This window comes from Halopseudomonas salina (assembly GCF_014637955.1).
In the GTDB taxonomy this organism is placed as follows: Bacteria; Pseudomonadota; Gammaproteobacteria; order Pseudomonadales; family Pseudomonadaceae; genus Halopseudomonas; species Halopseudomonas salina.
In genome coordinates this window covers 87,286-100,139 of the sequence record NZ_BMFF01000005.1, presented here as the reverse complement: position 1 = coordinate 100,139, position 12,854 = coordinate 87,286, and the positions used below count along the sequence as shown (strand labels likewise).

Below are 12,854 nucleotides of genomic sequence, written 5' to 3'. Positions count from 1 at the left end.
GTCTCCGGCGGTTCCTGCATAGCCTTGGACTGCCGCTGGTCGAGGTGGTTTCGTGGATTTGTTCAGGGGGTACAATGAGTAGCAAACTTGAAGAACGGATGTCCATCGCAGGGCCTGCCGGCTCCCTGGAGTTGCTTGTGACGCGCGCTGAGGATCCGGTGGCCCTGGCCGTCATTTGTCATCCCCATCCTCTGCATGGAGGCACAATGACCAATAAGGTGGTGCACACATTGATGCGCTCGGCTCGGGATGCTGGCGCCAATGTGGTCCGGTTCAACTTCCGCGGGGTGGGACGTAGCGATGGTGAGCATGATGAGGGTAAGGGCGAGATCGACGACTGCCTTGCCGTGATCGAATGGGCTCGGCGAGAGCTGCCGGCTCCCGCGCTCTGGGTGATGGGCTTTTCGTTCGGGGGCTATGTTGCCGCTGCAGCGGCCAATCGTCTGGACAGTCCGCCCCAGAAACTGGTTCTGGTAGCTCCTTCGGTAGAGCGCCTACCGTTTCCGGAGCTTTTGCCTCTGAGCACGCCTGCTACGGTGATGATGGGCGAAGCTGACGACGTGGTGGCATCTGCGTCGGTCTTCGGTCTGCTGGAGGGGCGTGATGATGTGGTCGTGGTACGCTTTGCCGACACCGGACACTTTTTTCACGGCCGCCTGCCGGAATTGAAGGATGCGGTTGAACAGGCGCTAACCTGAGAACGCTTTCCGGTACATCGTATAATTGCCAAACTTGATATCCAGGGGGTACAGTTCCGCCCCCTTTCACCTCCGATGGTCAGCATTATGACGCCTCTTGATCGGTACCAGGCGGACCTCAAGCGTCCGGATTTCGTTTACGACCCAGCGCAGGAAAATGCAGTACGTCACCTGCAGCGTCTGTTTGATGATCTGGTTGCCACTGACCAGTCTCGATCCGGTCTGTTCGACAGGTTTTTGCGGAAAAAGCCTGAATTGGTCAAGGGATTGTACTTCTGGGGCGGAGTGGGGCGGGGTAAGACATATCTGGTTGACACCTTTTTCGATGCCTTGCCGATCGAACGCAAGATGCGCACCCACTTTCACCGATTCATGCAGCGGGTGCACCTTGAGCTAAAGGGGCTCAAGGGCGAAAAGAATCCGCTAACCCTGATCGCCAGTCAGTTTGCCGAAGAGGCTCGGGTTATCTGTTTTGACGAGTTTTTCGTTTCGGATATTACCGACGCGATGATTCTTGGCACTCTTATGGAAGAGTTGTTCAAGAACGGCGTTACCCTGGTTGCAACCTCCAACATCGTACCCGATGGGTTGTACAAGGATGGGCTGCAGCGAGCCAGATTCCTGCCGGCAATAGCGCTGTTGAACAGCCACACTGAAGTGGTCAACGTGGATAATGGCGTGGATTATCGCCTGCGCGCTCTGGAGCAGGCGGAGTTGTACCATTGGCCCCTGGATGAGGGTGCGGATGAGAGTCTGCGCCAGAGTTTCGAGAGCCTGGTACCAGATATCGATGAAGTTGTAGAGGGCGATCTGTTGACCGTCGAGAATCGTCCGGTCCAATCGATTCGTGTCTGCGAGGACGTGGGCTGGTTCGAGTTTCGCGAGCTGTGCGACGGGCCGCGCAGCCAGAACGACTATATCGAATTGGCCAAGATCTTCCACGCGGTGTTGATTGCCAACGTGGAACAGATGAATGCGAGCAAGGACGATATGGCCCGCCGGTTCATCAATCTGGTCGATGAATTCTATGACCGCAACGTCAAGTTGATACTCTCAGCCGAAGTCGAACTCAAAGACCTGTATACCGGTGGGCGTCTGAGTTTCGAGTTCCAGCGCACCCTCAGCCGACTGCTCGAGATGCAGTCTCACGAGTTTCTGGCTCGGGCTCACAAGCCCTGATTCAAAAATCAGGAGCTACTGCAGGTTTTGCTGGAATTGGCGCCGGTACTGATTTGGTGACAGCTCGGTGTGCTGTCTGAACAGGCGGGCAAAAAAGCTCGCGTCGTCATAGCCCACATCGTAGCTGATGGTCTTGATGCTGCGGCGGGTAGTACTCAACAGGTTTTTCGCGGTTTCAATGCGCAAGCGCTGCAGGTAGTGCAGTGGCTTATCCCCGGTAGCGCTCTGGAAACGCCGCATGAAGTTGCGAATGCTCATGCCGTGCTGGCTCGCGACATCTTCAAAACGAAACTTGTCGGCAAAGTGCTCTTCGAGCCACTGCTGGATCTGCAGAATGGCAACATCCTGGTGCAGTTTCTGCCCACCAAAGCCAATGACGCCCGGAGTGTAGCTGCGCTGGACTTCATAGAGTGTGTCCCGTGCTACCGCCTGGGCCACCTGGCTGCCGCACAGTTTCTCGATAAGATGAATTGACAGGTCACAACCCGATGTTACGCCAGCCGCACAATAGATGTTGTCAGCATCGGTGATATGTTTGTCTCGACACAGCACCACCTGCGGGAAGCGCTGACTGAATTCATCGAAGAAGCGCCAGTAGGTGGTGGCTTCTCGTCCATCAAGTAGCCCGGCTGCCGCTACCCAGAACACACCGGTTGCTTCCGCGCTAATGAGCGTCCCGCGGGCATGCTCGTCCTGTAGCCAGGGAATCACGCCGGGATAGCGTTCGAGCATCTGATCGAAATCACCCCAGAATGCAGGCAGCATGATCAATTGTGGTCGAAGCGCGCTGAGGGTCGCATCGGTTGCTATGCGGTCCTGGCTGAAGCTGGTGACGGGCAGGCTGTCGGGAGCCACGATGGAGGTGCGAAATCCCGGGGTAAGCCCGTGGCCGCGCCTGCGGCCATCACGCAGGCTAGCCATGTGGAAGAAGTCCTTGGCCTGCATTAACGTGGAGGCAATTACTCCGTCGGTTGCGAGTATTGCCACCTGACGAAGCGGGGCGCGGGATTGGTCGGGCTGAATCATGGTTGTTATCGCTTTTATAAGTTGAATCGGCCAAGCGTTGACTAAAGCATCTTATACTCTGGCACAACTGCCGTGTTGAGTACGATAAAAAGCGCAAATGTCTGTTGATTGTCAGGGTCGGGGTCAATAAACACCAGGCTGCCATGTGCAGCCTGGTGTTCATATGCGCCGTGCTCTCAGGGCGCGGGGTTTGGCTGGCTTTGATGAATCTCGGCGATCGCTTCCAGTACGCCGTCGGGCAGCCCCATATTGATACTGCTCAGGTTCCGATTGAGTTGATCCATGTTGGTGGCACCAATGATGTTGCTGGTAACAAAGGGTTGCCGGGTAACGAATGCCAGCGCCATCTGAGCGGGATCGAGTCCGTGCTCACGGGCCAGCCTCACATACCTGGCGCAGGCTCTTTCGGCCTGCGGGTTGGTGTATCTGCTGAATCGGCTGAACAGCGTCAGGCGCCCTTTTTCCGGCTGGAGCCCGTTCAGGTATTTACCGGTAAGGGTGCCGAAGGCGAGTGGGGAGTAGGCCAGCAGTCCGGTTTGCTCGCGCATGGATATTTCAGCCATGCCCACCTCGTAGGTGCGGTTGAGCAGGTTGTACGGGTTCTGGATTGATGCGATGCGCGGCCAGCCGCGGCTTTCGGCTAGATGCAAAAACCTGCTTACGCCCCAGGGGGTTTCGTTGGACAGGCCGATGTGCCGGATCTTCCCTGCTTTGACGAAATCCTCAAGCACCTCAAGGGTGTCCTCGACAGGAGTGATGGTTTCATCCGGATTGTGCCGGTACCCCAGATTGCCAAAAAAGTTGGTACTGCGGTCAGGCCAATGTAATTGGTAGAGATCGATGTAATCGGTGCGCAGGCGCTTGAGGCTGGCGTCAAGTGCTGCAGTCAGGTGCTCGCGGTTGAACCGGGTCTTGCCTTCGCGGATGTGTGGAAGCCAGTCGCCCGGTCCGGCGACCTTGCTGGCGATGATCCAGTCCTCACGATTAGCGCGCTCTGCAAGATAATTGCCGAGAATCCGTTCGGTTTCCCCGTACGTGTCGCTCTTTGGTGGGACGGGATACATCTCTGCGGCGTCGATAAAATTGACTCCCGCGTCCTTCGCCCGGTCTATCTGGGCGAATGCATCTTTCTGTGTATTTTGCTCCCCCCAGGTCATGGTGCCGAGGCACAGTGCGCTGACCTTGAGCTTGGTGCGGCCAAGAGGGCGATATTGCATGGGTTGCTCCCTGAATAAGGTTGAGTCCGGTTAAAAGATCGTTAGGCTGAGCTAATATGGCATTGATTGTAAATAAGGGTTGTAATTTTTGGCTCCCTTGACATAATGCCCGCCACTTTCGACAGGATGCCTAGCCTGTCGTTGTTGTTTACAGCGCAGATGCCACCCAGACCCACGCAGCCCCCACTGAGTGTCTGTTCTAGGCTTTGTTGTCTTGTAAAAACACATTTCATTCTGTAAGATTCGCCCTCTTATTATTAGAGCGGCCTCTGAGGCTAGGATTAATGAAAACCTTCAGCGCCAAACCTGAAAGCGTAAAACGCGACTGGTACATAGTAGACGCAACTGGACTGACCCTGGGTCGTCTGGCTACCGAAGTTGCTACCCGTCTGCGCGGCAAGCATAAGCCAGAGTACACTCCGCACGTGGACACTGGCGATTACATCGTCATCGTCAATGCCGAGAAAGTACATGTGACCGGTAAAAAGGCACAGGACAAGATCTACTACAGCCACTCCGGTTTTCCGGGCGGTATCAAGTCGATCAGTTTCGACAAGCTCCTTGTTCGCGCTCCAGAGCGCATTATCGAGTCTGCCGTTAAAGGCATGTTGCCGAAAAACCCCTTGGGGCGTGCAATGTACCGCAAGATGAAAGTGTACAAAGGTGCAGTTCATCCCCATGCGGCCCAACAACCCCAAGAACTCAAGTTCTAACAGGAGCTCACTATGTCGGCGACACAAAACTACGGTACTGGCCGTCGTAAAACTGCCACCGCTCGCGTGTTCCTGCGTCCGGGCAATGGCAACATCCAGATCAACAGCCGCACCATCGAGAATTTCTTTGGTCGTGAAACAGCGCGCATGGTTGTACGCCAGCCGCTGGAGCTGACCGAAAACGTCTCCAAGTTTGACGTGTTTGTTACCGTCAAAGGCGGCGGCACTACAGGTCAGGCAGGCGCTATCCGTCACGGCATTACACGTGCACTGATGGAATATGACGAAACCCTGCGCGGTGTATTGCGCAAGGCGGGCTTTGTTACACGTGACGCCCGTGAAGTTGAGCGTAAGAAAGTGGGTCTGCGTAAAGCGCGTAAGCGTCCTCAGTACTCCAAGCGTTAAGTCGCAAGACTTATCCCGAAAACGCCCGGTATCCTCATGGAGCCGGGCGTTTTTGTTTGTGCGACAAAATGCCGCTAACTTGGTGCATGGTCCGCAACGCCCCGTTTTACGATGGTTTGAGCCGAGCAGGCAATGTTGTTTAGTGATAGTTCACCTTGTCAAAAAAGGGGTTTTTCATTACCATCGGATTCATTTTGTGCAAGCGGATTAAAACTCTTAAAAGGGCTCATAAAAGCCTGAATCAGCTGAGATGGGAGACGACTGGATGAGTAATGACGGCGTAAACAACGGCCGGCGTCGCTTCCTGGTGGCAGCCACAAGTGTTGTGGGTGCAGCCGGAGCCGTGGGGGTAGCAGTACCCTTCGTTGGATCGTGGTTCCCGAGTGCGAGGGCCAAAGCGGCTGGCGCACCGGTCAAGGTGAATGTGGGCAAGCTTGAGGCCGGTCAGCAGATCGTTGCCGAATGGCGCGGTCAGCCTGTGTTCGTCTCCAGGCGTACCGAGGAGGCGCTCAAGACGCTGGAAGAGATGACGGACCGTTTGGCTGACCCTGAGTCGGAGTCGGCGGATCAGCCTGATTACGTCGATGGTGTTGCCCGGTCAATCAAGCCGGAAATCCTGGTCGTAATGGGCATCTGCACCCACCTGGGTTGCTCGCCTCTGTTTCGCCCGGAAGTCGCATCGGCTGACATGGGTGAGGACTGGAAGGGTGGTTATTTCTGCCCTTGCCACAGTTCGCGCTACGACATGTCCGGTCGGGTTTTCCGTGGCCAGCCGGCGCCGCTGAACTTGCCGGTTCCCCCCCATAACTATGAGTCCGACGATGTCATCGTCATCGGCCTGGATCCGGAGACTGTCTGATGGGTAAGCTGAACAGCTGGATTAATGAGCGCATGTCGGTCAACAGGGTGGTTGAAGATCACCTGACCAAGTACTACGCGCCCAAGAACTTCAACTTTTTCTATTTCTTTGGCTCCCTGGCCATGCTGGTTCTGGTCAACCAGATCGTTACCGGTATCTGGCTGACCATGAGCTATGAGCCATCCGCTGAAGGCGCCTTCGCGTCGATCGAATACATCATGCGTGATGTTGAATACGGTTGGTTGTTGCGCTATCTGCACTCCACCGGTGCTTCGGCATTTTTTGCTGTGATCTACCTGCACATGTTGCGCGGGATCATGTACGGCTCCTACCAGAAGCCACGTGAACTGATCTGGCTTTTCGGTATGACTATCTACCTGGTACTGATGGGTGAAGCCTTCATGGGCTACCTGTTGCCCTGGGGCCAGATGTCCTATTGGGGCGCTCAGGTGATCATTTCACTCTTTGGTGCGATTCCCTTCATCGGACCGGACCTGGCTCAGTGGGTGCGTGGTGATTATCTGATTTCCGGCATTACACTGAACCGGTTCTTCGCGCTGCACGTGATCGCGTTGCCGATCGTGTTGTTGGGTCTGATTGTTTTGCACATCATTGCCCTGCACGAAGTTGGCTCTAACAACCCTGACGGTATCGATATCAAGAAGCATAAGGACGAGAACGGCAAGCCGCTCGATGGCATCGCCTTCCACCCTTACTACACAGTCAAGGATATTGTCGGTGTGGTGGTCTTCCTGTTTGTGTTCTGCATCGTGGTGTTCTTCTTCCCAGAGATGGGCGGTTTCTTCCTTGAACACCCCAACTTCGAAGTCGCTAACCAGTTGAAGACGCCGGATCACATTGCGCCTGTCTGGTACTTCACGCCTTTCTACGCCATCTTGCGCGCGGTACCGGCTATCGGCGGCTCTGCGTTCCCCGGTGTGCTCGCCATGGGTGCGGCCATTGCAGTGTTGTTTGTTCTGCCCTGGCTTGACCGTAGTCCGGTTCGCTCTATCCGCTACAAGGGTTGGATGAGCAAGTTGTGGCTGGTGATCTTCTGCGTATCCTTTGTGATTCTGGGTATTCTGGGCGCGATCCCGGGTAACGATACCCGCACACTGATCTCACAGATCTGTACCGTACTGTATTTCGCCTTCTTCCTGCTGATGCCCTTCTACACCCGCATGGAGAAGACCAAACCCGTTCCAGAGAGGGTTACTGGCTAATGAAAAAGCAATTGATTGCACTGGTATTTGCCCTTGTGCCCTCGGTCGTAATGGCGGCTGCCACGGGTGTTCCACTCGAGTCAGCGAACATTGATCTGCGCGACAAGGCGTCACTGCAGGACGGCGCACGGACCTTCGTCAACTACTGTATGGGTTGTCACTCTACCCAGTATCAGCGTTACGAGCGGGTAGCAGACGACCTGGGTATTCCGGACGAGCTGATGATGGAGAATCTGGTTTTCTCCGATTCGGCCGCGATCGGTGAGCACATGAAGATTGGTATGCGTCCGGAGGATTCCAAGCGCTGGTTTGGTGCTGCTCCCCCTGACCTGACCAACGTGACCCGTGTGCGTGGCGAAGATTGGGTTTATACCTATCTCAAGACCTTCTACGAAGATCCCTCGCGTCCGATGGGAGTCAACAACCAGGTATTTGCCAATGTGGGTATGCCTAACGTTCTGGAAGAGTTGCAAGGACGTCAGGTGATCGGTTGCAAGGCCATGCCTGTCGAGAAAGACGGCAAGGTGCAAAAAGATCCACTTACCGGCGATACGTTGATGGATGAGCGTTGTGATGTGCTCAAGGTAGTCGAGGGCACGGGCATCCAGAGCGAGGAGGAGTTTGATACCACGGTACGCAACCTGACTGCGTTCCTGGCTTACTCCGGTGATCCCATAAAGCTCGAGCGCCATCGCATCGGTACCTACGTACTGTTGTATCTGGCATTCTTCTTCATATTTGCCTACCTGCTCAAGCGCGAATACTGGAGAGATGTCCACTGATCAGCTGTTTCATTGATCAAATGCGCGCGCCCTTTGGGGCGCGCACTTGTTTCTGGGGTATAATCCCGATCTCGTAATAGACACAGACTGTTTTGAACCGTCTGTGGTTTTTCATGTTCACGCAATCGCGTGCTTTGTGGTTACCGCAATCCGCTACAGGATGAGGGTTGATTTATGGGCGTTACCGCCAACAAGCGTTCCTCGATGGCTTTTTTCTCCGATCCGAGTGATCACTACTGTCACCGCGTACGAATCGTTCTGGCAGAAAAGGGCGTCACCGTCGACGTGATCAACGTCGAGCCCGATAACCATCCGGAAGAGCTGGCGGAAAATAATCCATACAACAGCGTTCCGACGCTGCTTGACAGGGATCTCGTTCTTTACGAGCCCAACATCATGATGGAATATCTCGACGAGCGCTTTCCTCACCCGCCGTTGCTCCCGGTTTACCCGGTAGCCAGGGCTAATACACGACTGCTGATGTTTCGTGTACAGCGTGACTGGTGCGGGCTGGTTGATGCGATCACCAATCCCAAGACGCCTGCTGCGGCTGTTACCAAAGCGCGTAAGGAGTTGCGTGAGAGCTTGATTGGGGTTGCTCCGGTATTTGCCGAGATGCCGTATTTCATGAGCGAGGAGTTCAGCCTGGTCGATTGCTGTATCGCTCCGATTTTGTGGCGTTTGCCCGTCCTGGGTGTCGAACTACCCAAGCAAGCCAAGCCGCTGCAGGATTATATGGATCGGATTTTCCAGCGTGAGGGTTTCCTGGCCAGCCTGTCGGCTGCCGAAAAGGAAATGCATTAATCTTTTCTTGATCAACAGTGTCCCCCGAAGGAGGCCCGCATGGCTCAAATGAGCTCAAGCCGACCCTATCTGGTACGAGCGCTATACGAATGGATACTGGAAAATGACTGCACTCCTTATGTGCTCGTCAATGCCCAGTATCCCCAGACCAGCGTTCCGGATGCCTTTGTCGAAGCTGGTCAGATAGTACTCAATCTCTCGCCAAATGCGATACGGCATCTTGAGATGGATAACGACAGGATCACCTTTGACGGTCGTTTTGGCGGCGTAGCCCAACAGGTCTGGGTTCCTGCCCAGGCCGTGATGGCTATCTACGCACGCGAGAATGGTCAGGGCATGGTGTTCGAGGTCGAGCCTGCGCCGGTTCCGCCTTCCGATGACCCAGAAGCTGACAAGTCAGCTTCCGTCAGCTCTATCAAGGCGGAAAAGGCCAAGAGGCCATCGTTGAAAGTCGTCAAGTAGATTTGCTCTGCACAAAAAACCCGGGCCACGCTTGTAACGTGGTCCGGGTTTTTTGTGGCCGGTAAAGCGCGATTTCAGTCGATATATTCAAACAATTTAACGATTCGCTGTACCCCACCCACCTGCTGAACGGCCTGTACTGCCAGTTCGGCCTCTGCGCGGCGTACCAGACCCTGCAGGTAGACAATACCTGCCTCGGTAGTCACCTTGATGCGTCGACCGGGGATGGCGCTGTCAGCCAGTAGGCGCGCCTTTGCACTGGTGCTTATAAACCCGTCGCTGTTACGCGCCAGCAAGGGCAGTGGAGGGCCTACAGTGAGCTCGTTGTGCACCACCTTCACCCGTTGTACGCGTTGCGCAACTGAGCCGGCCAGATCCTTCAGATCTTGCCGGGGTACCTGACCGGTCAGCAGAACCACGCCGTTGAAACTGGTCACAGAGAACCGGGCGTCACGTTCAAGCTCGATGTTGGATTTGGCAATATTGACGTTGGCTTTGGTCTCAATCAGTTGATCATCAATCGTACTGCCAAAGGTGCGTGTGCCCTTGTTGCTCTCGATAGGCGTATCGCGCGTTGCGGTCAGCACGGAGCTGCAGCCTGCCAGTGAGGCAACCAGCAGCAGGCACAGGGCTATTTTCATTCTTCACTCCCGAAAAGTTGACGGTCGATCAGGTCGCATAGGCAATGGATGGCCAGCAGGTGTACTTCCTGGATGCGGGCTGTCGAGCGAGCCGGGACGCGGATTTCAGAGTCTTCGGGAAGCAATAGTGAGGCCATGGCACCACCATCACGCCCGGTAAGAGCAACCACTAACATGTCGCGATCATGTGCTGCCTGAATGGCCTGCAGCACGTTACCCGAGTTGCCACTGGTTGAAATGGCCAGCAATACGTCTCCGGGCTGACCCAAAGCGCGAATCTGCTTGGAAAAGATTTCGTCGTAGCTGTAGTCGTTGGCAATCGAGGTAATGGTCGAGCTGTCAGTGGTCAGGGCCAGGGCTGGCAGGCTGGGGCGTTCGCGTTCGAAACGGTTGAGCAGCTCCGAGGAGAAATGCTGTGCGTCGCCGGCAGAGCCGCCATTACCGCAGGTCAGGATCTTGCCTTCATTGAGTAGGCAATTGACCATCAGCTGGCTGGCTTGCTCGATGCTTGGCCCAAGTACTTCCATGGCACGGGTCTTGGTTTCGATGCTGTCGGTGAACAGTTGCCTGATACGGTGCTGCATATCCATAGAAAATGACTCGCTAGCAGGTGAATGCTTCACGGATCCAGTTGTAGGAGCCTGGGTCCGCGGGATTGCCGTGTGCGGTTACTACGTCGAAACGGCAGGGATTGTCAGCCAGGTGGGGATGCGTCAGCAGATAATGCTGTGCTGCGGCGATGACCCGCTTTTGCTTGCGCCAGTCAATACTCTCTACCGCGTCGCCCCAGCGGCTGCTGCGTCGGTAACGCACTTCGACGAATACTACTGTATCGGCGTGACGCATGACCAGATCAAGCTCGCCCATCTTGCAACGATAATTGCGGGCCAGCAGGCGCATGCCGGCGTCCAGGAGTAACTGTTCGGACTGACGCTCGGCCAGGTTGCCGAGCTTTTGCTTCTCCGTCAGTTCGCTCATTGCACCCGAGCGGCCGAGGTTGCGGACAGTTGCCCACGCTCCATCACGCCCCAGCTGAGTTGCCGCTGAATACGGCCATCCGGGGCGAGTGTGAGCTCGCCAGTAGCGCCGTTCACGCGGGTGCTGGCATGTTGCTGCATCTGAGGTAGACGCGAGAAGATTCGTTGGGCATCAATGCCCATCGCATAAAGACGCCCTAAAGGTCCTTGAGCCTGAGGCCAGTTGTCGGTTACCTGGCCGTAGAGTGTGTCATTGCGCGTCAGCAGCCATGGGATCTCTGCCACAACAATGCCATCCATATCGGCATTCTGTTGGCCGTCGAGTCCCACCTGGTAGACATGGGATGTCGCATAGACCGGGAGGTCAGCTGCGTACTGGAATGCCAGGGTAGGTTTGATCTGCCTTGCCTGTTGCGGATTGACAGCGATAAAGAGCGCGTCCAGGTCCTGGCGCGGGGTGGGCTGAACGACCACATTGCCATTCAGCGCTCTGGAAACGCGCTGACTCCGTTGCTCGCTCTGACGTATCTGCAAAAGATCGGCAATCTGGCCCGAGATGGCCGCAGGCTGATCAATCACGACGCGGCCAATCAGCACGCCACCCATTTCTTCCCAGCTGCGCCTAAACGACTGATAAGCACGCTCGCCCCAGTCGGTTGTGGTGTGCAAGGCGGCCATTTGTCGATGCCCCTGCTCCCACGCTTGCATGGCAGCGGAACGGGCTTCGTCCTCCGGTGCCAGTCCGAACTGGAACAGGTCCTGTGGATAGGGGCCTTCCTGCTCGGCGTAGTTCAGGGCCAGGGTAGGTATTGGCAGGGTAGCGCGCGTCGCGAGCCGCCCAACACGTGCGCGATCCAGTGGTCCTATCACCCATTCCACGCCATCAGCGCTGGCCTGAGCATAGAACTGATCCAGATCGGAATAGGCAGTGCTGTCATAAAGACTGACACGCGGCTGGTCGAGACCTTTGCTCTGAGCCTGATACTGGGCAGCGAGAAAGCCATCGCGTAACGCTTCTGCGGCGCTGGCCAGCGGTCCTTCAAAAGGCAGCAGCAAGGCTATGTGTTGGGGCCGGCTGGCATGTAGTTCCAGCAACTGTTGAATCGAATCCGGTAGTGGTTGCGCTGCCGGGTGGGCGCTGTTTTCATCGCGCCACGCCTTGATTGCCTGTACCTGTAGATCGATATTGCGAAATTCACGTTCGATCAGTGCCAGCTCAAGCCAGCTGCGTAATTCACCGTCAGCATTTTCAGTCGCTTGAGTGAGTTCTGGTGTTGGCACTTTCTGGAGGTTTTCCCAGATCGCCAGAAGGTTCGCGTTACGCTCGCCGCCGGACAGCACGCCATGCATGAACACGCGCTCGCGCGCCGCTTTCAATGGCTCTCCCGTAGCGCCCAAAGCCAAAACGCGTAATCGCTGGATGGCAACCTGGTCGGTCAATGGCAGATTGTCGATCTGATTCATGGAGGGGTGGCGAAGGGCGCGCAGAGCCATTTCCGGCTGTTTCAGTTCGAGCGCACTACGCGCCTGGAGCGTACTGAAGCGCACTTGCTGGTCCAGGGGCAACTCGCTTTGCGGTATGCGCTCGAGAATCGACAGGACCTGCTGAGCCTGACCGGCATCGCTGGCAGCCTGGGCCGCATAAAGCCGCAGAAGGTTAGCCTCTGCCCCCGAGTACTTGTCCGCATCGGCAAGGATTTTCTCGGCGGACGCCTGTGGCGTGCGCGGTAGCTCGCTCAGGCTCTGGGGAGGGCTGGCGCAGCCGACAAGCAGTACGGCGAGTGCCAACGACAGTATTGGCAGGCGTTTATTGCAGGGCATGCAGCGGTATCCTTACGCAAGGGACACAAAAGGCGTCCCGTTGGATT

Annotated in this window: 15 protein-coding genes; 9 read left to right on the top strand and 6 right to left on the bottom strand. The window is 56.0% G+C overall.

What is annotated here, in order from left to right:
• The first annotated feature begins 74 nt into the window (after nucleotides 1-74).
• Together IEV54_RS12570 and zapE are read left to right on the top strand one after the other, a co-directional pair.
• A complete protein-coding gene (locus IEV54_RS12570) occupies nucleotides 75-698 on the top strand; it encodes an alpha/beta hydrolase (protein WP_150278106.1) in 624 nt (207 codons plus the stop codon).
• Between the two features lie 87 nt (nucleotides 699-785).
• On the top strand, nucleotides 786-1,877 hold the full coding sequence (zapE, locus tag IEV54_RS12565) for a cell division protein ZapE (RefSeq protein WP_150278107.1): 1,092 nt from the start codon (nucleotides 786-788) through the stop codon (nucleotides 1,875-1,877).
• 15 nt (nucleotides 1,878-1,892) lie between these two features.
• Here the strand turns inward: zapE and IEV54_RS12560 are convergent, their stop codons facing one another.
• A complete protein-coding gene (locus IEV54_RS12560) occupies nucleotides 1,893-2,903 on the bottom strand; it encodes a GlxA family transcriptional regulator (RefSeq protein ID WP_150278108.1) in 1,011 nt (336 codons plus the stop codon).
• 176 nt (nucleotides 2,904-3,079) lie between these two features.
• Complete coding sequence (locus IEV54_RS12555) at nucleotides 3,080-4,120, bottom strand: NADP(H)-dependent aldo-keto reductase (protein WP_150278109.1); 1,041 nt, start codon at nucleotides 4,118-4,120, stop codon at nucleotides 3,080-3,082.
• Between the two features lie 284 nt (nucleotides 4,121-4,404).
• On the opposite strand from IEV54_RS12555, the gene rplM reads away from it, so the two are divergent.
• From rplM to IEV54_RS12520, 7 genes are all read left to right on the top strand, one after another.
• Nucleotides 4,405-4,833 (top strand): 50S ribosomal protein L13, encoded by a 429-nt coding sequence (rplM, locus tag IEV54_RS12550; RefSeq protein ID WP_150278110.1) that lies wholly within the window; start codon nucleotides 4,405-4,407, stop codon nucleotides 4,831-4,833.
• 12 nt (nucleotides 4,834-4,845) lie between these two features.
• Nucleotides 4,846-5,238, top strand: coding sequence for a 30S ribosomal protein S9 (gene rpsI / locus IEV54_RS12545; protein WP_150278111.1), 393 nt, complete (start codon nucleotides 4,846-4,848; stop codon nucleotides 5,236-5,238).
• Between the two features lie 265 nt (nucleotides 5,239-5,503).
• Nucleotides 5,504-6,097, top strand: a complete 594-nt coding sequence (gene petA, locus IEV54_RS12540) for a ubiquinol-cytochrome c reductase iron-sulfur subunit (RefSeq protein ID WP_150278112.1) — start codon at nucleotides 5,504-5,506, stop codon at nucleotides 6,095-6,097.
• Nucleotides 6,097-7,320, top strand: a complete 1,224-nt coding sequence (locus IEV54_RS12535; protein WP_150278113.1) for a cytochrome b — start codon at nucleotides 6,097-6,099, stop codon at nucleotides 7,318-7,320. The genes petA and IEV54_RS12535 overlap by 1 nt, the downstream gene beginning before the upstream one ends.
• Entirely contained in the window at nucleotides 7,320-8,102 is a 783-nt protein-coding gene (locus tag IEV54_RS12530) for a cytochrome c1 (protein ID WP_150278114.1), read from the top strand. The genes IEV54_RS12535 and IEV54_RS12530 overlap by 1 nt, the downstream gene beginning before the upstream one ends.
• A gap of 174 nt (nucleotides 8,103-8,276) precedes the next feature.
• Complete coding sequence (locus IEV54_RS12525) at nucleotides 8,277-8,906, top strand: glutathione S-transferase N-terminal domain-containing protein (protein WP_150278115.1); 630 nt, start codon at nucleotides 8,277-8,279, stop codon at nucleotides 8,904-8,906.
• 48 nt (nucleotides 8,907-8,954) lie between these two features.
• Nucleotides 8,955-9,368 (top strand): ClpXP protease specificity-enhancing factor, encoded by a 414-nt coding sequence (locus tag IEV54_RS12520; RefSeq protein ID WP_150278207.1) that lies wholly within the window; start codon nucleotides 8,955-8,957, stop codon nucleotides 9,366-9,368.
• 74 nt (nucleotides 9,369-9,442) lie between these two features.
• On the opposite strand, the gene IEV54_RS12515 is transcribed toward IEV54_RS12520, so the two are convergent.
• From IEV54_RS12515 to IEV54_RS12500, 4 genes are read right to left on the bottom strand one after another with little or no spacing between them, the layout of a single operon-like run.
• On the bottom strand, nucleotides 9,443-10,009 hold the full coding sequence (locus IEV54_RS12515; RefSeq protein WP_150278116.1) for a BON domain-containing protein: 567 nt from the start codon (nucleotides 10,007-10,009) through the stop codon (nucleotides 9,443-9,445).
• Nucleotides 10,006-10,599 carry a phosphoheptose isomerase gene (locus tag IEV54_RS12510; RefSeq protein WP_150278117.1) on the bottom strand — a complete coding sequence of 198 codons (594 nt, stop codon included), beginning with the start codon at nucleotides 10,597-10,599 and terminating at the stop codon, nucleotides 10,006-10,008. The genes IEV54_RS12515 and IEV54_RS12510 overlap by 4 nt, the downstream gene beginning before the upstream one ends.
• A gap of 13 nt (nucleotides 10,600-10,612) precedes the next feature.
• Nucleotides 10,613-10,978, bottom strand: a complete 366-nt coding sequence (locus IEV54_RS12505; RefSeq protein ID WP_150278208.1) for a YraN family protein — start codon at nucleotides 10,976-10,978, stop codon at nucleotides 10,613-10,615.
• Nucleotides 10,979-10,983: 5 nt separating this feature from the next.
• Nucleotides 10,984-12,807 carry a penicillin-binding protein activator gene (locus tag IEV54_RS12500; protein WP_150278118.1) on the bottom strand — a complete coding sequence of 608 codons (1,824 nt, stop codon included), beginning with the start codon at nucleotides 12,805-12,807 and terminating at the stop codon, nucleotides 10,984-10,986.
• Nucleotides 12,808-12,854: the final 47 nt, after the last annotated feature.

Bases quoted from the DNA above. Each gene is read 5' to 3' on its own strand.
- IEV54_RS12510 (WP_150278117.1), bottom strand. From the start codon at position 10,599: ATGGATATGCAGCACCGTATCAGGCAACTGTTCACCGACAGCATCGAA.
- IEV54_RS12515 (WP_150278116.1), bottom strand. From the start codon at position 10,009: ATGAAAATAGCCCTGTGCCTGCTGCTGGTTGCCTCACTGGCAGGCTGC.
- IEV54_RS12555 (WP_150278109.1), bottom strand. From the start codon at position 4,120: ATGCAATATCGCCCTCTTGGCCGCACCAAGCTCAAGGTCAGCGCACTG.
- IEV54_RS12570 (WP_150278106.1), top strand. From the start codon at position 75: ATGAGTAGCAAACTTGAAGAACGGATGTCCATCGCAGGGCCTGCCGGC.
- IEV54_RS12535 (WP_150278113.1), top strand. From the start codon at position 6,097: ATGGGTAAGCTGAACAGCTGGATTAATGAGCGCATGTCGGTCAACAGG.
- IEV54_RS12525 (WP_150278115.1), top strand. From the start codon at position 8,277: ATGGGCGTTACCGCCAACAAGCGTTCCTCGATGGCTTTTTTCTCCGAT.
- IEV54_RS12560 (WP_150278108.1), bottom strand. From the start codon at position 2,903: ATGATTCAGCCCGACCAATCCCGCGCCCCGCTTCGTCAGGTGGCAATA.
- rpsI (WP_150278111.1), top strand. From the start codon at position 4,846: ATGTCGGCGACACAAAACTACGGTACTGGCCGTCGTAAAACTGCCACC.
- zapE (WP_150278107.1), top strand. From the start codon at position 786: ATGACGCCTCTTGATCGGTACCAGGCGGACCTCAAGCGTCCGGATTTC.
- IEV54_RS12530 (WP_150278114.1), top strand. From the start codon at position 7,320: ATGAAAAAGCAATTGATTGCACTGGTATTTGCCCTTGTGCCCTCGGTC.
- IEV54_RS12520 (WP_150278207.1), top strand. From the start codon at position 8,955: ATGAGCTCAAGCCGACCCTATCTGGTACGAGCGCTATACGAATGGATA.
- rplM (WP_150278110.1), top strand. From the start codon at position 4,405: ATGAAAACCTTCAGCGCCAAACCTGAAAGCGTAAAACGCGACTGGTAC.
- petA (WP_150278112.1), top strand. From the start codon at position 5,504: ATGAGTAATGACGGCGTAAACAACGGCCGGCGTCGCTTCCTGGTGGCA.
- IEV54_RS12500 (WP_150278118.1), bottom strand. From the start codon at position 12,807: ATGCCCTGCAATAAACGCCTGCCAATACTGTCGTTGGCACTCGCCGTA.